Consider the following 20031-nt stretch of genomic DNA (forward strand, 5'->3'; position numbering starts at 1 on the left):
ATTGAAACATAGTTGTGTTACATAATTAATAAAAAAATGCTTTTCATCGTTTACTTTTATATTTTTTGTAAATATTTTAGGATTGTGTTTTAATTTAATACTTCAGATTTTTTATTTACGGCTATAAATTCTTTAGGCATAGATATTTTTAAATTTATGATATAGTTTCCGCAAAACTTAAAATGTATTAACCTTTGTTAAAGAAGGAGGTTCTAGTAATGTAGCACAATATTTTTCTAATTTTTTGTAATTCTATTATAAAAAACGAGGCTATTTGTTGCTAGTACCAATAAATAACTAGCTGAGTTATTTTATAAAATAATATTGAATATATCTCCAGAGATTATTGTGAATAAGGTGTTGCTCAGAAGAAGTACTATATAAATTTTATCGATATAACTTTTTGTAATACAGTAGCTTTTGTGAATCCGTTCTGCTGCTTTTTAGGAAGATATATAAATTACGGATTGATCTTTTTCATTCTAAACAATAAAAACATCAAAGAAATCATCTTTTCTTTCATTCTTTTACGAAGAATAGAAAAGGCCTTGACCATTTGTTTTTCAACTGTATTTACGGATACGTTTTGAAATTCTGCAATTTCAATATAAGTGAGTCCTTCCTTTTTACTTAATAAGAAGGTTTCTCTGCACTTATTGGGTAATTGTTCTATTTCTTTATTTATGAAGTGCATTATCCTTTTGGTCTCATCTTCATCTTTCACCATAGTCACGAAATCTAAACCTTCAATATATTTTTTTTCTAATGCAGTAATGGCAATTTCTTTTCGATATTGATCAACAAATTCGTTATAAACAGATTTATATAAATAATTTTTAATCGAAATGTCAGCTTTTAATTTTTCTCGCTGTTGCCACATTCTAACAATTACATTTTGCACAATATCTTCCGACTTAAAATCATCTCTGGCCAGATTAGTCGCGTAATCACATAGCTTTTCATAGTAAAGCTCTACGAGATAAGTATAGGCATGAGTATTACCTTTTCTTAATGATCGTATAAGTTTTTTTTGACTTAAAAACTGCTTTTTCAAAGGGTTAGAGAGAATTTTTATTTTAACAAATTTAATTTTTTTTTACAAAAAGTGGTGGTACAGCAATTTTAGTTTCGTTATAAGAGTATAAATGTTATGAAAAAGTGAATATAAATATTGAGAAATTAATTGTAAAATTTCTAGCAAAGGAGGCTGATCTTGAAGAACTCAAACAATTGGAAGTATGGATCAGTAACCCAGAGAATGAGGCCCTATTTTTTGAATTCATAAAGACGAATGCTTTTATAAAAATGACGATGAGCAACTATGATAAAAAGAGGGCGAAAGCAAATATAATACGTCGCATAAAACAAGAAAAAAGTATTTTCTATAATAAACATAAGGGCAATAATATATTTAAGTATGCAGCAGCAGCAATGATTATAGGAGTTTTGGCTGCTACCTATATCTTTAGAAATGATTTATTTGAAGAGCCCATAGAAACGCCTTCTGTGGTTGTTGAAGAACCTATAGAAATGGGCACAGATAAAGCCATCCTTACATTAGAAGATGGTTCTTTTATTGAATTGGATGAAGATGCTGTGTTCGCAACAAAAAATTTGAATAGTAATGGCAAACAAATAGTATATGACACAGAGAGTAAAAGCGCTGAAAAAATAGAATATAACTATTTAACAATTCCGAGAGGAGGTCAATACGCTGTGAAGTTGTCTGATGGTACCCAAGTATGGTTAAATTCAGAATCTCAACTAAAGTACCCAGTAAGCTTTGAAGCTGGAAAGCCCCGTCAAGTGGAGTTGATATATGGAGAAGCCTATTTTGATGTGTCTCCAAGTGCCAAACATGAAGGTTCAAAATTTAAGGTATTTAATAAATCTCAAGAAATTGAGGTGTTAGGAACAGAATTTAATGTAACAGCATATAAGGATGAAACAATTATTTATACCACATTGGTAGAAGGTAGGGTGGTGATTAACACTTCGACCTCTAAGCAAACACTTAAACCAAATGAACAGTCAAGTTTGAATACTGCAAACAACAGTATAGATATAGCAAAGGTTGATGTAAAAGTTGTAACGGCTTGGGTTAATGGCAAATTCATTTTTAAAGGTAAGTCACTAAAAGATATCACCAAAGTACTATCTAGATGGTATGATGTAGATTTTGAATTTGAAAACAAATCGCTCGAAGAAGCTAAATTTATAGGAGAGCTAGGTAAGCGTCAAAATCTGGAAAAAATATTACAATTAATTAAAAACACAAATTATATAAATGCCTATGAAATAAAAGGAAAAAAAGTAATACTAAAATAAAAAAAGAGGGATAGAACTATCTGCATGCGACCGCGAATAAGTCTTCCCTCTCAAGTCGATCAATTAATTAAATGTTTAACTAACTAATACCATGCAAATTTATGGAAATTAAATTAACCAATGTCTGCTTTCCGTTAGGAAAAAGACTTTTACTGATCATTATGAGAACATTCATATTCTTATGTTTTTTTTCAGGATTCGGTGTTACCCCCAATAACGTTCTATCCCAAAATGTTAAAATTGTTATAGATACTGATAAGACGGTAACTGTGGACGAGATCTTTATGATGATCAGCGATCAAACAGATTATGAGTTTATTTATCATGAAGATCTTTTTAAAAACCTCCCCAAAGTACAATTAAAAAAGGGAGTGATTAGAGCCAATAAACTATTGAAGGAAAGTATTTCTAACGATAACGTGCTTTTTGAGTTTACTAGCAATAATACCATTATTATTAAGGAAAAGGATACCACTTCATCTGGTTTAGTAAGTGTACAACAAGGCCACGAAGTATCTGGTACTATTAATGATGTAAATGGACAACCCTTACCAGGTGCTACTATTCTTGAAAAAGGTACAACCAATGGCGTTACAACAGATTTTGATGGTAAATATTCATTAGGACTTTCTAGTGATAATGCAACTTTGGTAATATCCTACATTGGTTTTGCTACTCAGGAAATACCGGTAGCCGGACAGTCTCAGATAGATGTTGTTCTTAGAGAGGTTGTATCGTCTTTAGAAGAAGTTGTAGTAATTGGTTATGGAGCCACGGTGAAGAAAAAAGATTTAACAGGGTCTGTAGCAAGTGCCAATTTAGATAATGCTCTTGAGACCACTAATGTTTCCATAGTTCAAGCATTACAAGGAGCTATTGCTGGTGTTAACATAAGTGCAGTAACTTCTGCCGGTTCAAACCCAGTCATATCTGTAAGAGGACGAAATACGTTGCATAATAATGATGACCGAAACCCGGCTACAGACGAGTCGAATACAAATTTACCACTTATTGTATTGGATGGAATAATATATAGAGGAAGTTTGGTTGATATCAACCCTTCTGATATTAAAGCAATAGATGTGCTTAAAGATGCCAGTTCTGCAGCAATCTACGGATCACAGGCAGCAAATGGTGTTATAGTAATAACGACTAAGAGTGGAGATACTTCAAATAGAAAACCTATAATAAACTATACATCAAGTTATTCAATACAAAGCCCATCCAATAAAATGCGCCCAATGCGTGCGGCAGAATATGAAGAGTTTTATCCGGAAATTTTCTGGCAAGAAGGAGCGAGAATAGCTCCCGATTATCTTCAACGAGATCCTAATTATGATTTTTCAGGAAATCTAAAAAGTACTTTTTTAAGAGACGGGTATAATGCTGGCATAGATGTAGATTGGTGGGATCAGCTAACAAGAAATGGTACCGTAAACATGCATAATATTAGTATTAGGCAAAAAAGAGAGAACTTTAGTTATTTCGTATCTGCTGGTATTACAGACCAAAAAGGGTTTCTGGTAGGTGATGATTATACCAGATATAACTTTAGGGTAAATTTAGAATCAAAAATAAACGATTGGCTAAAAATAGGGACACAAACCTATGCCGTTGTTAGTGATTACTCAGGAGTTAGTCCCACTTCAAGAGATATATTTCGTGTACAACCGTGGGCACCTATAAGAGATGATGAGGGAGAATTTATTGTTGCTCCGGTAGATGGAATTAACCCTTTTCTTGTACTTCAACAAGACAATTCAGATATACGGTTAAACCTATCAAGTACATTGTATGCAGATATTGATTTACCTATAGATGGCCTTAATTACCGAATGAATTATTCAAATGCTTATCGTACTACAAATCAATTCAATTTTGATGCTTTTGGAGCTAGTCAAACAGGATTGGGTTTTAAAGAATATAGAATTGGTTGGGATCAAACTTTGGATAATATTGTTTCATATAGAAAAAGTTTTAACGATGTCCATAATTTGAATGTTACGTTATTATATGGTATAGAAAAAAGACATATCAATATTACAGATTCAGAAGCCAGTAACTTTGAATTAGACATTTTGGGGTATAACAGATTGCAAGCTGGTGACCCTACACTTAACAAAATAGAAACGAGAAAAGAAGAAGAAAGTAGTTTATACCAAATGGCAAGAGTTTTGTATAACTACAAAAACAAATATTTCTTAACAGGTACGGTACGTCGCGACGGTTTCTCTGGTTTTGGTGTAAATGACAAAACTGCTGTATTTCCAACTGGAGCGGTTGCTTGGGTGCTTACCGAAGAAGATTTTGCCAATGACTCTTCATGGCTAAATTTCTTAAAACTTCGAGGGTCTTATGGACAATCGGGTAGACGTGGTATTGAACGACTGCAAACGCTTGCTAGAGTAGGATCTGACCCATCTGTAGTATTCGGAGATGGAGCAACCCCATCGCAAGGACAATCTATTACCAGTTTGGCAAGTAATACGTTAACATGGGAAACTACTACAGGTCTTAATGTTGGAGTTGATTTTCAGGTCATGGATTCTCGACTTGGTGGTAGCATTGAATATTATAATAATAAAACAGAAAATATTCTTTTTGGTATTGCACTGCCTAGAACAAGTGGTTTTAGTGGTATTAATGCTAATATTGCCGAGGTAGCTAATAATGGAATTGAGCTTACTTTAAATGGAACCATCGTGAAGAATGATGATTTCCAATGGAATGCATCTTTTAATTTCAATAGAGTAAGAAATGAAATAGTCTCTATTTTAGGACCTTCTAATGATAGCGATAACGATGGGCAAGAAGATGATTTAGTTGGAAACCGGTTATTTATAGGAGAACCTCAAAATGTTGTTTACGATTATGACATTATAGGGATGTGGCAAATAGCAGATGAGACCAATGGAAATTTACCAGATGGTTTTTTTCCTGGAACATATAAGCTTGGGGATTTAAACGGAGATGGCGACATTTCTTCATTAGACGATAGAAGAGTTATTGGGTATGCCGATCCATCATATAGATTTGGTATAGCTAATACCATTACTTATAAAGATTTCACTTTTTATGCATTTATTAACTCTATTCAAGGAGGCGATAATTATTATTTAGGAGATGATGCTATTCACTCAGTAAGGGAACAGTTATCCTTTACTAACATCCCTAGCGGAGGTTTCGACTTTTGGACTCCTGAAAATCCGAATGCACGATACAGAAGGTTGGATACCGGTTCACAATTTGGTGGACGACCATATTCATCAAGAAGTTTTGTTAGACTACAAGATGTTACGCTATCCTACAATATTCCAAATAAGGTAAAGGACATGATTGGGCTTAGCAGCGCTAAATTATTTATTAGCGGTAAAAACCTTTATACCTGGACCAAGTGGAACGGATGGGACCCGGAAACAGGCGCCGGTTTCGGAGCAGGCGGTGTGCCTACAATGAAAAGTTATTCATTAGGGTTAAATGTAGAATTTTAAAAAAGTGTGATTATGAAAAATTTAAGAAAATTAATATGGATTAGTTTAATCTTGATCACTGCAGGTTCTTGTGATGAACAAGATTTTTTAAAGGAAGAAGCATTCGATTTTTACTCTCCTGGAAACTCATATACTTCACCAGTACAAATAGAAGCAGCAATTACTAAGTTACACGAGAATGTAAGAGTTATGTTATTCGAAAATACCGATAACAGTTTTATTTTTCAGTATACTGCAGATTATGCGTATGATGCCATAGCGCCGACCCATGCATTAAACTCTTGGGCAGATAAAGTGACTCCAGAAGCTGGAGAAGTAGATTGGATGTGGGACAGATTTTATAAAATTATCTTTAATACGAATGTTATTATAGGAAGAATAGATGCTGTAGCGTATAGTTCTGAGCAGGAACGAGCGGCACATATAGCCGAAGCCAAGTTTTTCAGAGCTTGGGCCTATAGAGGATTAGGTATTATTTTTGGAGGCGTACCTATTGTTTTAGAGGAGACTACAAGCCCAAAAAGAGATTTTGTTAGAGCCCCTAGGCAAGATGTTTGGAATTTGATTATTCAGGATTTAACTGAGGCTATTCCTAATTTACCTGGAACAGATGAAGTGGCAGATGGGCGAGTAACCAAAGGAGCAGGAAATCATCTTTTAGCAGAAATGTACATTATAGTACAAGATTATGTTAAAGCCATTGCTGCTGCTACAGAAGTTATCGATAACTCAGGATTTACATTAATGCAGAATCGTTTTGGGTCTAGAAGTACAGAACCGGGAGATGTGTATTGGGATCTTTTTAGAAGAGGTAACCAAAATAGAGGCTCTGGCAATACCGAAAGTATTTGGGTAAGTCAATATGAGTACCTTACTCCAGGAGGAGGTAACGGAGATAACTTACCTAGGTTTTTAATGCCCTTGTACTGGCAACTAGAAGATAATAACGGAGAAAGTTTGTTCACAGGACCTAATGAGAATTTTGGTGGACGTGGCATAGGTTGGTGGGCTCCTACGGAATATTGGCTAGTTGATGTTTGGGCAGGTGGTAATGCAAACGATATGAGAAACTCAGAGTATAACATTATTCGCGATATAGTTGCCAACAACCCCGCATCTACCTTTTTTGGGCAACCCATTGTAGCTAGTGGAGCAATCCAAAATTTTAAAGACAATAGAGACCCTTTTGATAGATGGTGGAACGTCATCGTTGCAAAAGGTGCTCCTTTAGGTAATTTCCCTGAAGAAGTCGTAGCAGATCCAGTAACTGGTTTAAATACTAATGATGCAAATCATTCTTACCGTGATCGCTATTTAATGCGATTAGCTGAGACCTATTTACTAAGAGCAGAAGCACATTTGCTTAATGGAGATACTGGTAGTGCGGCTAATGATATAAATGCCGTAAGAACACGAGCAAATGCTCCTCTAGTAGATGCAGCAGATGTAGATATGAATTACATTCTCGATGAACGCGCTAGGGAACTTTTTGGAGAAGAACTACGTCTTTTAACCTTAATGCGAATGGGGAATATTGTAGAGAGAGTGAGAATGTACGACCCTATGCATAATGGAACATTTGCATCTAATAACATTAACGATCACCAAAATCTATGGCCTATACCAAATTCTGAAATTGAACGAAATACCGAAGCAGTTTTAGAACAAAATATAGGATACTAAATTTGTAATTATTATATTATTTTGAGTTGGTTCGATTTAGTAGTGAAGATGAGACTTGACCTGTTCAAGTCTCATTTTTTTTAATAAAATTTAATATGAAAAAATTAAGAATACCCTTACTATTACTGTGTTTTTTTATAAGCACAAAGGGCGTTTCTGCTCAGCCTAAGTGTACTAATCTTGACTCGTACAATGTTGTTTGGCATGAACAAAGTAAAAACAGTGCAGAATCTATGCCCGTTGGAGGCGGAGATATTGGATGTAATGTATGGGTAGAAAATGGCGAATTAATATTATATGTACAACGAAGTGGGAGTATTGCAGAGACCAACGAATATTTAAAATTAGGTCGTGTACGTGTGAAATTAAGCCCAAATCCTTTTTCAGCTCGTGGAGATCACCATAAGTTTAGTCAGGAGTTAAAGCTTCACGATGGTTATATAGAGATTCAAGGAGAAAAACAACACAAAGGAAAAACATTAAAGTCAACATTGCGTATATGGGTAGATGTTCACCGGCCTATGGTTCACATAGAGGTTGAAGCAAACCAAAAGATTAAAGTAGATGTTGCTTATGAAAATTGGAGAATGAAGGATGAAGTTATCACCAACGATGGTCGAAGACATTCTACCTTTAATTTAGATAGCTATCCTGGGAAAGTTTTGCTTTCTAAAGATGATGTTGAACAGCAAAAAGAACATATTGTTTTTTACCATCGTAATCCAGATGATAAATTGCTTCCAGACCTACTAATTGAACAGCAAGGATTAGAGGCATATAAAGCAGAGATAACAGACGATCTTAAAGGACGTATTTTTGGAGGTATGCTTTACGGCGATGGTTTTATAGCATCAAAAACCACCACTGACGAATATCAAGGTAAGCATTTTACCGCGTGGCATATGGTTTCTAAGAAAAAGAAAAAAAAGCATCATATTAAATTGGTTTCCCATATCTCACAAACAAATACTGTAGAAAATTGGCAAAAAGGTTTGGATGAGATATTAATGGATCCAATAGCTAAGAATACAGAACAAGCCTATAGTGCTTCTAAAGCATGGTGGCATGAGTTTTGGTCCAGAAGTCATATTTTCATTAAGCCCGAAACACCTGATAAAAAGGATAAAGCATGGGTAATAGCACGTAACTATCAATTATTTCGTTATCAATTGGGATGCAATGCCTTTGGGGAGTACCCTACAAGGTTTAACGGCGGAAACTTTACTGTAGATTCTGGATTAATTGAAAAAAGAAGAGATTTCGGTCCAGATTTTCGTGCATGGGGCGGTGGCGTCTTTACAGCTCAGAACCAGAGGTTAATTCATTGGCCGATGCTAAAAACGGGTGATTTTGATGCTATTCTACCTCATTTCGAATTGTTTCGTAAAGGGTTGCCAGGAGCAAAAGCTCGAGTAAAGGAACATTTTGGTCATGATGGTGCTGTTTATAGTGAGTATACTAATGTACCGGGATTAGCATTGGGTGCTGGTTACGGATGGTCGGAAGGATCTCGAAAAAGAGGAACAGAAGTGGCTCTGGGAGATGAACGGGCAAATGGCGCAAAAGGATATAATAGTATCGTAGAAAAGGGTGTTATGGCTAATCCTGCTATTTCTTACCATTGGGAGTCCCAATTGGAAAATGCGTACATGATCATGGAATATCACCGCTATACAGGTAAGGATATTACTAAATATTTACCCTTTATAAAACAATCTGTAATCTTTTTCGATGAGCACTATCGTATGCGGGAAAAGATACGTAGAGGTAAAGAGTTGAACGACTCGGGTAAATTAGTGTTTTACCCATCCACATCTTGTGAAACCTATCGGGGCGCAAAAGATCCTGTAGATGTAGTATCCGGGTTGGAAGCTTGTTTAACGTCTTTATTAAAATTGGATGAAGCTTATGTGAGCACAGCAGAAAAGAAATACTATAAAGCATATCTGGATAGACTGCCTGGATATTATTATGATGAAGTAAAGGGAGATACCATTTTAAAACCTGCTGAAAGCTGGAAATTTTATCTAAACTCTGAATGCCCACAATTCTACCCGCTGTTTCCTTTTAATAGATTCGATATGGGAAAAGACGATATGACGGTTTTTCATAACACATGGAAGCATGGCGAGTTTCCAAAGAACATGGTGATTAGCTGGCATCAGGATGGTATTTTCTTTGCCCGTATGGGGATGACGGCAGAAGCAGAAGATTACAATACCAAAAAATTAATGAGCTCAGAACGTAGATTCCCTACCTTTTGGGGCCCCGGACATGATTGGGTACCTGATCATAATTGGGGAGGATCTGGAATGATTGGCTTGCAGGAAATGTTGATGCAATGTTTTGAAGACAGAATCCTATTGTTTCCTTCTTGGCCCAAACATTGGGATGTTGATTTTAAACTTCACGCACCTAAAAATACAACCATAGAAGGCATCTTAAAAAATGGAAAACTTATTGAACTTAAAGTAACTCCCGAAAGCAGGAGAAAGGATGTCGTTGTGCTAAATTAGCGTGAGTTCGACATAAGAACAAGCCTGTTTTAGGTGTGAAAGTCAATAATATAAAGTGTTTGTCTCCTTGAGCATTATCGAAATATAAAATGTATTTTATATTGAAGATACCTAGCGAAGCTTAACGAAAGGTCATTAAAACCTGAAAGTTTAAATAGGTTTCGATTGCGCTCTTGATATAAATCGTAAGTTGTTTATTTTTAATAAAATAACGTGAATCATGGATAAGAGAATTTATGTTGGTGTGTGACCCAGACTTGTTTCAGAACTATTTTTTTACTGTCACAGTGCTCTCCTCTTTAAATTAAAGCCGGGAAATGAATTTCGATTTTGATAAAAATTGGAAGAAAGAGGCGTTTTATTAAAAATAACAAACAAATATAACCCTCCGAATCCCGATCTCATCGGGATCCACTTCCCTTTTTAAAAGGGAGGAACACCTTGAATTCTTAAGCAAGATTCACCTTTAGTTTAGCCTAAGATAAAAATCAATAGATTTCAAAAGGAAAAAGAAGGGTGAACTTTCGAATTCACTAGATAAAGATCTATTTAACGTATTAGTCCCTTCTATTTTCCTTTTAGAGTTGCAAGAACCAATTAGAATTTTAGTTTTTAAGGACTTTTAAAGGTCTTAGTTAACGCAACATTTTTGTTTAATCTAAAAGTAAAAATATGAAATTCAGAGAAGTCTTAGGGATAGATGTTAGTAAAAAGACATTGGACATTTATTTGCATTGTTCGTCCAAACACAAGGTTTTCGCCAATGACTGTCAAGGTTATCTTTTATTAATTGAGTGGTTGGGCAAACAAGGGATACCCAGGGAGGCTTTGTTGGTTTGTTTTGAGAACACTGGGATCTACTCCAGGTCTCTAGCTGATTTTCTTTGGCATAATGGGTTTAATTATGTGATGGAGAATGCACTACAGATCAAGCGTTCTATGGGAATAGTCAGGGGCAAAACAGATAAGGTAGATGCCCGGTTAATAGCCAAATATGCGTATTTACGAAAAGAGGAACTTGAACTAAGCCAGCCAAAGGGGCAACTAATAAAAGCCGTAAGTGACTTATTAACCCTTAGGGACCGTATGGTTAAACAACGTGCAGGCTATAAAGCTTTTTTAAAGGAATTACTGTTAGGGCAAGATCATTCAGATTTATTAGTTGGAATACATCAAAGGCTTATAGAAACGCTTTCCGAAGAAATCCAAAGTATACACACCCAAATCTTAGCTTTAATAAAATCCGACGCAATGATCGAAAATCAATATCAATTGATCTCCAGCATCAAGGGAGTAGGCTTTGTGGCAGCCTGTTACTTTATTGTATCGACAGATGCTTTTAAACGATTTAAAAATCATAGAAGATTTGCTTCTTATTGTGGTGTAGCTCCTTTTAAACACCAATCGGGGAGCAGTATTAAAGGAAAAACCAGAATCAGCCATTTGGCCAACAAGAAGATGAAAAACATTTTGAACATGACAGCTATGGCTGCAATTAACCACAATAAAGAACTTAAAAGATATTATCAGAACAGAGTCGAGCAGGGAAAAAACAAAATGAGTACAATCAACATTATAAGGAATAAAATAATAGCCAGAGTCTTTGCCGTGATTAACAGAAACTCACCTTATGTAGAGATTAATAAATTCGCAGCTTAATTATTTGGTTTTATCTTAGAACACGTTAAAATACAATCATTTTTCTTACATCGAACTCATGTTGATTAACAACAACAAATAACTCCCAATCCACCATAATAAAAGACTTTATGGCTAAATGATTATATGACTGTTGTTTTGATAGAATTATGAGCTAAAACTCATTTATACTAACTTGTAAAAATGAATTGAAGTCGTAAGGAAATTTAGAATTATTTACAGATTTGTATGTCTTACAAAATTTATCAAATATAAACCGCGCTTTGTTGCTACTACCAGAGTCAACCATATTGTGTATTAAATAAAACAAAGCTGTTTCATTTTGATCGTCTAATTCTAGAATATAGTTGCAAGCAAAATACACGAGTTCAGGTTGGTTTTCACTTTTATTATTTTTTATCAGAAAAATTAATTTGTCGATAAGCTCAAAATTAAATGCAGTACGAAAATCCAGAAGCCATTCTTTTTTCACTACAGGCAAAAAACGTCCTTTCTTTATATAAGGAACAAGATTGTTTAATGTTGTTGTATTATTTTGGATTAACGAAACGACTTCTTTGTAATCGCAAGGAATGGTTGAAATATCGCTCAGCTTCCAAAAATTATTTTCAAAAGCTACATCAATTCCGTCTAGGTGTTTTAATGCTTTTTTTAGCCGATTTAAAGTAACACTTCTATTATTCGATATTTTCGAACTCGTTAAATTACCCCATATAATCTGTGTGAGTTCATCTTTAGCAATACCCTTTGGGTTTTTAATGGTATTGAAAAGTAGCAATAAAAAAAGCTCTCTGGGTTTTGGTGTGAAGGATGAAGTTATGTTTTCGCCCACAGCATTGAGGACTTTAAACCCACCAAATAGATTAATGGACCCTTGCGGAGAAGCATTAGAAGGATTAACAGAACCATGCTTTCGTTTAATTGAAAACACGTTTTTCTTAAAAACTAGAAAAACTAAGATTAGCAGCAGAATAACAATAAAAACTCCAATTACTATGTCTAATAGTGTTCCTTCATTTATATTTTCAACATTCCTAATACTCAATATTTTTATTTCTTCATCACTAAGTGCCCTATCCCATATATATAAATCATCGAGCAAACCATCAAAGAAATTATTTTGCTTAATGCTATGCCCCAAAAGCAAGGGGCCTTTTCCATTAAAGGAAGGATGATTCCACGATACACCAACTTTTTTTCCATCAATAAAAATACTCTGTTCTCCATTATCTATATTATATCGAGCAACGATATGATACCATTTTGACGGTAGTAAAGTATCTGAAGAAGAAATATCTGTGGTAAAAAAACCAAAATAAGGCTTCCCGTTTCTAATATTTATATGAAGCCCTTTACGGTACGAGTTAGAGGTGCTACCCAGAATACAATAATCTTGATAATTCCCTTTATTCGAAAGCTTAGCATAAATGCTTATTGTAAAACTATTATTTACAATGTTATATTTTTCTACATGGCTTAATTCCAGAAATGTCTTATTTTCAAATTTTAGTACAGAACCTCTTTCAAGATCATTAACAAACACGCCTCCCTCATGTTTTTGAAAAGGAGACACTGAATTTTCCAGACTACTATCAAATTTATAATAAGCAGAAATCCCTTGATTAACACCCAATTGTTCTCCAACAAATTTTATATGTTGTTTATCAAGATCGATATGTAATGGTAACGGTTGAGGCGAAAAGCGGTACCCGGTTTTAATAGGGGTAAGGTTAATGTCTTCTTTTTCATCAATCGGAAAAGAAAAAACACCATCTGTTAGGCATTGATCATTATGTTTCCAGGTTATTTGTGATAGTGTAACGCCATTAGAACTTACCGTACCATACACTCTTGGTTGATCATTAAGCAAAGGAGTTAGTTTATGGATTACATTCCCAGGTTTGTTGTTTGAATAAAAAATAAAATTAGGGACTTTGCCGGCTTTTTTCCAACACTCTAGGAAATGTTCAAGAAAATATGCATTTGTGCTTAAATTATATATGTTATCGGGTAAGTCTTTTTCTTTAAAAAAAGGGCTAGCAAAACTTTTAAGAGACATGAACTGCTGTGTTTTACTATTTTTACTCAGTACAGATGCCCCTTCCCATATAACAGAAGTGTGGACAGGATATTCGTAAACGTGATCATCAAAATTTACCCAATACTTACTCGCAACCGATTTATCTGATGTATTAAAAATAACTAGCTTTTTATTATTTAATAAAAGGTTGCTTATGTCTGGCCATGTTTTATTCTTAGGTAGAACAAATATTTGATTTAAAAGATTTTGTTTGTTTAATGCACTAACAAAATTTTCCTCACTTCCATTATAATGAATGAATAAAGGAAATATCATGTTTTTTTGTTTCAGATAATCACCAATTTTATTCAGTACAACAGAAAAAGGGACTTGAGAAGAGTCCTTAAACACAACATTTATGGTCTTATTATCCGTATCGTTCTTTAGTGATAACGAAAGTCCCGGATTTTGCACCTCCAATAAAGAATGCAAAGAACGATTTAAACTTTTAATATTGGTAAACTCTCCAATGGCAAAGCAGTAATCGGTAATGTTATCCGCCTTTACATTTAACTTACAAAACAGAACACAAAATAAGGTGCAGGCAATATGAATAATTTTTTTATGTCTGTATTTGTTCGGGTGGTTCATTTTTTATTCACCTAAAATAGTAGTTCGAGTATTTTACGAGGCTAACAAATATAAGCCATATATTATATATAAGCCAGTCGGAACTAAATGGAATACATGCTTTAAAATTTACTCAACTAAAAGCCCTCTCAAGGTATTTAATCTAAAAAAGTAAATTAATTCTTAAGTCGCATTAAAACAGCGCTGTATGGCTGTTTTTGTATGGGCTAGATTTGTTTTTTAAGGCTTTTGTAAGGTTTATGTAAGGGCTATTTATAATCATGAAACTACATTTAGATTAAAATTAACAATCAAACTTTTCGAACTTGTTTAATATGTTATTAGGAGTACTAAAGTACATAGGTTTAATTCAATTTGCTGTCATGATTTTTTCATTTCCGAATGTAAATGAAGAAGCAAAACGTTTTGAATTTAACAAGGTTAAAATGGGAGGCGATTTTCGAATTATTGTTTATGAGAAAGAAGAGGAGAAGGTATTAGCTCCAATAGAAAAAGCCTATCAACTTGTAGATTCTTTGGTCGAAATATTTAGCAGTTATTCAAACGATAGTTACTTAAGTAAATTAAATACATATAAAACACTAACTGCACCGCCAGCCGATTTGGTAAAGTTGATGGCTCGTTCTCAAGAGGCTTTTGAGAATAGCAATGGATACTTTGATATTTCCATACAACCCGTTATCGATATTTGGAATCAGGCAGCTAAGACATCTCGATTACCAACAAAACGTAAATTGAAAAGAATTGGAACTTCCATTGGATTTTCTAATGCTGTGCTTAGGCTGGATTCACTTAGCTTAGAAATAAGTAAAAGTTCAAAAGTGAATTTAGGAGGCATCGCAAAAGGATATATTATTGATAAAGTATATCAACATTTATATAATCTTGGATTTAATAATTTTTTAATTGAAGCAGCAGGAGATATAAGAGTTTTTGGTGCCCCTCCAGAAAAACCGTATTGGGAAATAAGTGTTTCGTCGGACGACAATTCAAAGTTTAATGTAAAACTATTATCGGGTCAAGCGATTGCAACATCTGGAAGTACTTATAGATTTAGATGTATAGAGGGACGTAAATATTCTCATATTGTTAACCCTAAAACCTTAACTCCGGTTACTCATAACAATACATCAACCGTAATTGCAAATGATGCCACAACTGCAGATTATTTGGCATCAGCTTTAAATATAGTTCGAGATTCCAAAACGATTAATACTATAATAAAAAAAGAAGAAAACTCAGAGTTTATAATCTTCTCAAACAATGGCATTATTCTAAAGAGTAAATTATTTCCATTTATAGAACAATCACTGAATTAGTAAAAAAGAATACGAAAGATTAAAATATATAACTATGATTAAAATGAAAATGATTTTTACCGTCTTGTTGATAACTCTCGGATTTCAACTTAATGGGCAAAGCATTTTTACACTAGGTGAAAACACAAAGATACATGTTAAAGGAGCTTCTAATGTTAGCGATTGGGAACTTGAGGCTTTAGGGTATAACTGTGAACTAGAATTAAACGATTCAACCCCTTTGGAAGTAGGGCTTAAGTCTATTTCGAAGTTGAATTTCGAAATACCAGTTGATAAGATTGTAAGTGAAAGAGGGCCGATTATGGACAAAAAAGTTCGAAATGCTTTAAAGTTTGAACAACATCCGAGGGTGACATACACTTCAACCTCAAATGAACTTACAGAAGTTGATGGCCATAAAGTTACTATACTATTTCATGGTATTTTGAGCATGGCTGGGGTAGAAAAAAATGTAGACATTAAAGTAAGGGGAGAATTTAGCAACGATCAAAAAACGTTAAAAATGCAAGGGGAAAAGGCCTTGAAATTATCAATGTTTGATATTGAGAGACCAACAGCATTTTTTGGGAAGCTTACTACAAACGATGATATAGAAATTAAATTAGATTTAACCTTTACTAAGACAATAAAACAATGAGAATAACTGGCTTTTTATTTTGTATGGTACTGTGGTGTCATTATACAATAGGACAGAGTGATTTTAAAGCATACAACCAAAGTATAGATGGAACAGATGTTACATTTAAAATGGTACCCATAGAAGGAGGTGTTTTTACAGTTGGAGCATCAACAAAGGATAAGAATGCAGAGGCCGATGAATTACCGCGAAAACAAGTTGAGGTTGAATCTTTTTGGATGGGGGCATTCGAAGTTACTCGTGCCGAATTTTTTCTTTTTAGAGATGCCACGCGGGACTTATTACCAGATGGAAAAATGAACGCTAATGTTATTTCCAGACCTTCCAGTCCATATGAGGATCCATCAAAAGGTTTAGGAGATAAGGATAAAGAACCCGCAGTAGGAATGACACAATATGGTGCACTTTCGTATTGCAGGTGGTTGTATCAAAGAACAGGTGTTTTTTATCGCTTACCCACAGAATGCGAATGGGAATACGCGGCTGGGAAAGGCATTGACAAGCCTTACTTTTTCGGCAAGAAAAAAAGCAAACTTAAGGAGTATGCCTGGTATAGTAAAAACTCGAATGGTGAGTTTCATGAGGTTGGACTAAAAGCACCAAACCCCAATGGTTTGTACGACATATACGGAAATGTGGCCGAATGGTGTTTAGATCAATACTATGCTGATTTTTATGCAACTATTAAAGAGCATGAAAAGGGGCCTTGGGGAATGCCAAATGCTTTGTATCCGCGATCTGTTAGGGGAGGTTCTTTTAAGGATGATGCTTTGGGGTGTAGAACATCTAACAGAATAAGTTCTACAGACGATTGGAAAGCACGTGATCCGCAAATCCCGAAAAGCTTTTGGTGGAATACAGATTCTGAATTTGTAGGCTTTCGTTTGGTGCGACCATTGAAGCAGCCTACAGAAGAAGAGGCAGAGGAATTTTTCTCCTCATTTTTAGAATAAAACAAATACTAATTAGGAATCAATAAAACATTATATAATGAAAAGACGTGAGTTTATAAAATCGGCGGCAATTACAGGAACAGGGATGTTAGCTGCACCTAATGTATTAGGAGCAAGTGTTGGAATAGGAAATCAGGATCGACTTAAAATAGCTTTAATTGGTTGTGGAGGAAGAGGAACAAGTGCTGCATTAGATGCACTTAGGTGTGGTGTGCCATCAGAACTTGTAGCCATGGCAGATTTGTTTTCAGATGTAATAGAAAAGCAGTACAAAGCATTAAGCGACAGGGTAGATGATAAAACACAATTAAAGGTTACAGAAAAGACTAAGTTTATTGGACTTCAGGGATTTAAAGAAGCTATTGCTTTGTGCGACATTGCTTTTATAACAACACCAGCCGCATTTAAACCAGTAATATTTGAAGAAGCCATTAAACAAGGAAAACATGTTTTTATGGAAAAACCGGTTTGTGTAGATGCATATGGGTTTAAAAAAATTCTGGAAACAGCTGCATTAGCTAAAAAGAATAAACGATATGTGGCTGCAGGACTTCAAAGAAGGTATTCGCAAGGCTATCAAAAAATAGTAGAATTGATTCATGATGGTACTATAGGTGATGTGTTTTCGGCAGAATGTTATTGGTTTGGAGGGCCTATTGGTGATTTAAGCAGACCACGAAAAGATTCGTGGACAGAAATGGAATTTCAAAACAGACATTGGCGTTCCTTTTCATGGGTAAGTGGTGGTAACATCATAGAATATCATGTACACAATCTGGATGTTATAAACTGGGCATTGAAGCAGGATAATCCATTATCAGTGACAGCACATGGAGGAAAAACACCAGAAAAATTATACTCAGGCTCGCTTGGTGGTTTCGACAGTGTTTCATCGAACTTTAAGTACGAGAATGGCATATCTGTTCATAGTTACAGTCGTAACCTTCCAAATTGTTCAAGCAAGAATGGCGAGTGGTTTTATGGAACCAAAGGAAGAGTTGTGATTACCGGAAATGATGCAAAGGCTTATAACAATAAAGGAAAGCTGATTTTTGATATCAAAGAAGAATACGAAGGGAAATTTCATGGGGTACATAGTGCGGTACAAAAGACTTTATTAGAAGCGATTTATCATAAGAAGAAATACATAAACGAAGCATTTTATGCCGCCAATTCGTGCATGACAGGGGTATTTGGACGTATGTCGGCATGGTCTGGGAAAACTTTAAATTGGGAAGACGCTATTGCTTCAGAAATAAAATTGTTTGATTATACAAGTGAAACAGACTTTAACAGCACACCTCCAATTGTACCATTGGCAAATGGGGATTATCCGGTTCCGGTACCCGGTAAAACGAAAGTGATATAATAATTAAAAACAAATAGAAGAAATACATTGTGATTAGAATTATTTAAAATCTAATCACGCCTACTTAGTTACGAGGTGATTTCGCTTTCGCGAAATCACCTTATTATTTACAGCATAGGTTGGGTTGTATTATAAAAGCCGATTGTTTCTATTTCCGAAGAAGGAAAACGAAAACCAAAAGTCTTTTAGGTTGGCAGATATTCTTTTGAGGGAATGTCTTCTGGACTTATATGATGTTCATGATACAGCATAGGATGAACGATTAAATTTTTGCAAAAATCAGTACATAATAGACCCCTGTCAAAATAAAAACACTACCAGCAACATAGCGCATAACCTTTTCAATTTTTGCTATTCTATTATAAAAAAGGCCTATGCTATTAGCTGCGAACGCCAACAAATATGTAAAAAGAAGTACAGGAAGTCCAGTGCCAAATGCAAAGATAACCGGTAAATAAAGACCATTACCGTTAGATATGGTCATGGGTATAAGTATACCAAAAAATAATGCACCACTATAAGGGCAAAAAGCCAATGCAAAGACAACCCCAATTAAAAAAGAACCTAATAAACCTTTATTTTTAAAGGTTTCCGAAAGTTTGCTGGAAAAACTAAATTGACCTAAAAAATTAAGTTTGATTATATTGAGCATGATCAATCCAATAAAGATAAGCAATGGTCCTAAGTATTTTTCACCATTTTGATTAAAGAAGCGTGCTATGTGGAATTTACTAGCCCCAAAGTAAAGTATTAAGCCTATGGTTGTATAACTAAATGCTCTGCCAAGGGAATACATTAAACCACTTAAAAGCACTTTCTTTTTACTTGATATATTTTTAGATATAAATGCTGTCGCAGTAATATTTGTAGCCAAAGGACACGGGCTAATGGCCGTCATTAGTCCTAATACCAAAGCAGATAAAAAAGGTAAGTTTGTGCTTTCTAATAATGATTGCAAATGATCCATTAAAGATTCATTAACTCGTTTTCGATTTTTAATTTCAACTCTTTTACAAATGCCTCTTTTTCATTACCCTTCATGAATGCAAATTCAGTTAAATTAATATGCTTGTCTTTGCCATTTTGGATAACATTTAAAAAAAGAGATGTACCAGAAGCTTCAAAAGTTTCAGCTATTTTTTCATTTTCCTTTTTATCTACATTGATGACCAGAAAAGTTATTTTTCCTTCTTTTAATTCTTTTGAGAAGTAAGTTTGTAGTGTGTATTCAGTATTTGCTTCTATGGCATTGCATGTCATACATCTATGCGTGGAATGAAAATCTACGACCTCGATTTTAGAAATGGTTTTATCTGTGGTTGAGGTAGAGCTTTTATTTTGACCATTACAGGATGTTAAGATCAAGCTTAAAGTTAAAATTGATAAGAATTTAAATGATTTCATT

At 34.5% G+C, this 20031-nt stretch carries 13 protein-coding genes; 9 read left to right on the forward strand and 4 right to left on the reverse strand.

The genetic code is table 11. The annotated features are described in order from the left end of the window. Nucleotides 1-460: 460 nt before the first annotated feature. Nucleotides 461-1054, reverse strand: a complete 594-nt coding sequence (locus tag C1H87_RS19010; RefSeq protein ID WP_102757335.1) for an RNA polymerase sigma factor — start codon at nt 1052-1054, stop codon at nt 461-463. Between the two features lie 104 nt (nt 1055-1158). Here C1H87_RS19010 and C1H87_RS19015 point away from each other — a divergent pair, with 104 nt between their 5' ends. The 5 genes from C1H87_RS19015 to C1H87_RS19035 all read left to right on the forward strand — a co-directional run bounded on the left by C1H87_RS19015 (nt 1159) and on the right by C1H87_RS19035 (nt 11677). Continuing rightward, nucleotides 1159-2328 (forward strand): FecR family protein, encoded by a 1170-nt coding sequence (locus C1H87_RS19015; protein ID WP_102757336.1) that lies wholly within the window; start codon nt 1159-1161, stop codon nt 2326-2328. A gap of 161 nt (nt 2329-2489) precedes the next feature. Then, nucleotides 2490-5819, forward strand: a complete 3330-nt coding sequence (locus C1H87_RS19020) for a SusC/RagA family TonB-linked outer membrane protein (RefSeq protein ID WP_158655284.1) — start codon at nt 2490-2492, stop codon at nt 5817-5819. 12 nt (nt 5820-5831) lie between these two features. Continuing rightward, nucleotides 5832-7502 (forward strand): RagB/SusD family nutrient uptake outer membrane protein, encoded by a 1671-nt coding sequence (locus tag C1H87_RS19025; RefSeq protein WP_102757338.1) that lies wholly within the window; start codon nt 5832-5834, stop codon nt 7500-7502. A gap of 95 nt (nt 7503-7597) precedes the next feature. Continuing rightward, a complete protein-coding gene (locus tag C1H87_RS19030; RefSeq protein ID WP_102757339.1) occupies nt 7598-10018 on the forward strand; it encodes a DUF5703 domain-containing protein in 2421 nt (806 codons plus the stop codon). A 672-nt stretch (nt 10019-10690) separates the two neighbouring features. Further along, complete coding sequence (locus tag C1H87_RS19035; protein WP_102757340.1) at nt 10691-11677, forward strand: IS110 family RNA-guided transposase; 987 nt, start codon at nt 10691-10693, stop codon at nt 11675-11677. Between the two features lie 154 nt (nt 11678-11831). Here the strand turns inward: C1H87_RS19035 and C1H87_RS19040 are convergent, their stop codons facing one another. Continuing rightward, on the reverse strand, nt 11832-14348 hold the full coding sequence (locus C1H87_RS19040) for a LamG-like jellyroll fold domain-containing protein (protein ID WP_102757341.1): 2517 nt from the start codon (nt 14346-14348) through the stop codon (nt 11832-11834). 362 nt (nt 14349-14710) lie between these two features. Between C1H87_RS19040 and C1H87_RS19045 the strand changes: the two genes are divergently transcribed. Genes C1H87_RS19045 through C1H87_RS19060 form a run of 4 tightly spaced genes read left to right on the forward strand, consistent with a single transcriptional unit; the run spans nt 14711 to nt 18626 of the window. Then, nucleotides 14711-15667 carry an FAD:protein FMN transferase gene (locus C1H87_RS19045; RefSeq protein ID WP_158655285.1) on the forward strand — a complete coding sequence of 319 codons (957 nt, stop codon included), beginning with the start codon at nt 14711-14713 and terminating at the stop codon, nt 15665-15667. 34 nt (nt 15668-15701) lie between these two features. After that, the gene (locus tag C1H87_RS19050) at nt 15702-16304 is read left to right on the forward strand and encodes a YceI family protein (protein ID WP_102757343.1); all 603 of its coding nucleotides are present in this window, start codon (nt 15702-15704) and stop codon (nt 16302-16304) included. After that, the gene (locus C1H87_RS19055; RefSeq protein WP_102757344.1) at nt 16301-17257 is read left to right on the forward strand and encodes a formylglycine-generating enzyme family protein; all 957 of its coding nucleotides are present in this window, start codon (nt 16301-16303) and stop codon (nt 17255-17257) included. The genes C1H87_RS19050 and C1H87_RS19055 overlap by 4 nt, the downstream gene beginning before the upstream one ends. A gap of 37 nt (nt 17258-17294) precedes the next feature. Continuing rightward, nucleotides 17295-18626, forward strand: coding sequence for a Gfo/Idh/MocA family protein (locus C1H87_RS19060; protein ID WP_102757345.1), 1332 nt, complete (start codon nt 17295-17297; stop codon nt 18624-18626). Between the two features lie 262 nt (nt 18627-18888). Here the strand turns inward: C1H87_RS19060 and C1H87_RS19065 are convergent, their stop codons facing one another. Both C1H87_RS19065 and C1H87_RS19070 read right to left on the reverse strand, forming a co-directional pair. Next, the gene (locus C1H87_RS19065; protein WP_102757346.1) at nt 18889-19593 is read right to left on the reverse strand and encodes an aromatic aminobenezylarsenical efflux permease ArsG family transporter; all 705 of its coding nucleotides are present in this window, start codon (nt 19591-19593) and stop codon (nt 18889-18891) included. Then, complete coding sequence (locus C1H87_RS19070) at nt 19593-20030, reverse strand: nitrophenyl compound nitroreductase subunit ArsF family protein (RefSeq protein WP_102757347.1); 438 nt, start codon at nt 20028-20030, stop codon at nt 19593-19595. Before C1H87_RS19070 ends, C1H87_RS19065 begins: the two co-directional genes overlap by 1 nt. Nucleotide 20031: the final 1 nt, after the last annotated feature.

The sequence above is a fragment of the Flavivirga eckloniae genome (assembly GCF_002886045.1).
GTDB lineage: Bacteria > Bacteroidota > Bacteroidia > Flavobacteriales > Flavobacteriaceae > Flavivirga > Flavivirga eckloniae.

Excerpts from the sequence above, each read along its gene's own strand:
- C1H87_RS19020 (WP_158655284.1), top strand. The coding sequence starts at position 2,490 with ATGAGAACATTCATATTCTTATGTTTTTTTTCAGGATTCGGTGTTACC.
- C1H87_RS19025 (WP_102757338.1), top strand. The coding sequence starts at position 5,832 with ATGAAAAATTTAAGAAAATTAATATGGATTAGTTTAATCTTGATCACT.
- C1H87_RS19030 (WP_102757339.1), top strand. The coding sequence starts at position 7,598 with ATGAAAAAATTAAGAATACCCTTACTATTACTGTGTTTTTTTATAAGC.
- C1H87_RS19035 (WP_102757340.1), top strand. The coding sequence starts at position 10,691 with ATGAAATTCAGAGAAGTCTTAGGGATAGATGTTAGTAAAAAGACATTG.
- C1H87_RS19040 (WP_102757341.1), bottom strand. The coding sequence starts at position 14,348 with ATGAACCACCCGAACAAATACAGACATAAAAAAATTATTCATATTGCC.
- C1H87_RS19045 (WP_158655285.1), top strand. The coding sequence starts at position 14,711 with ATGATTTTTTCATTTCCGAATGTAAATGAAGAAGCAAAACGTTTTGAA.
- C1H87_RS19050 (WP_102757343.1), top strand. The coding sequence starts at position 15,702 with ATGATTAAAATGAAAATGATTTTTACCGTCTTGTTGATAACTCTCGGA.
- C1H87_RS19055 (WP_102757344.1), top strand. The coding sequence starts at position 16,301 with ATGAGAATAACTGGCTTTTTATTTTGTATGGTACTGTGGTGTCATTAT.
- C1H87_RS19060 (WP_102757345.1), top strand. The coding sequence starts at position 17,295 with ATGAAAAGACGTGAGTTTATAAAATCGGCGGCAATTACAGGAACAGGG.
- C1H87_RS19065 (WP_102757346.1), bottom strand. The coding sequence starts at position 19,593 with ATGGATCATTTGCAATCATTATTAGAAAGCACAAACTTACCTTTTTTA.
- C1H87_RS19070 (WP_102757347.1), bottom strand. The coding sequence starts at position 20,030 with ATGAAATCATTTAAATTCTTATCAATTTTAACTTTAAGCTTGATCTTA.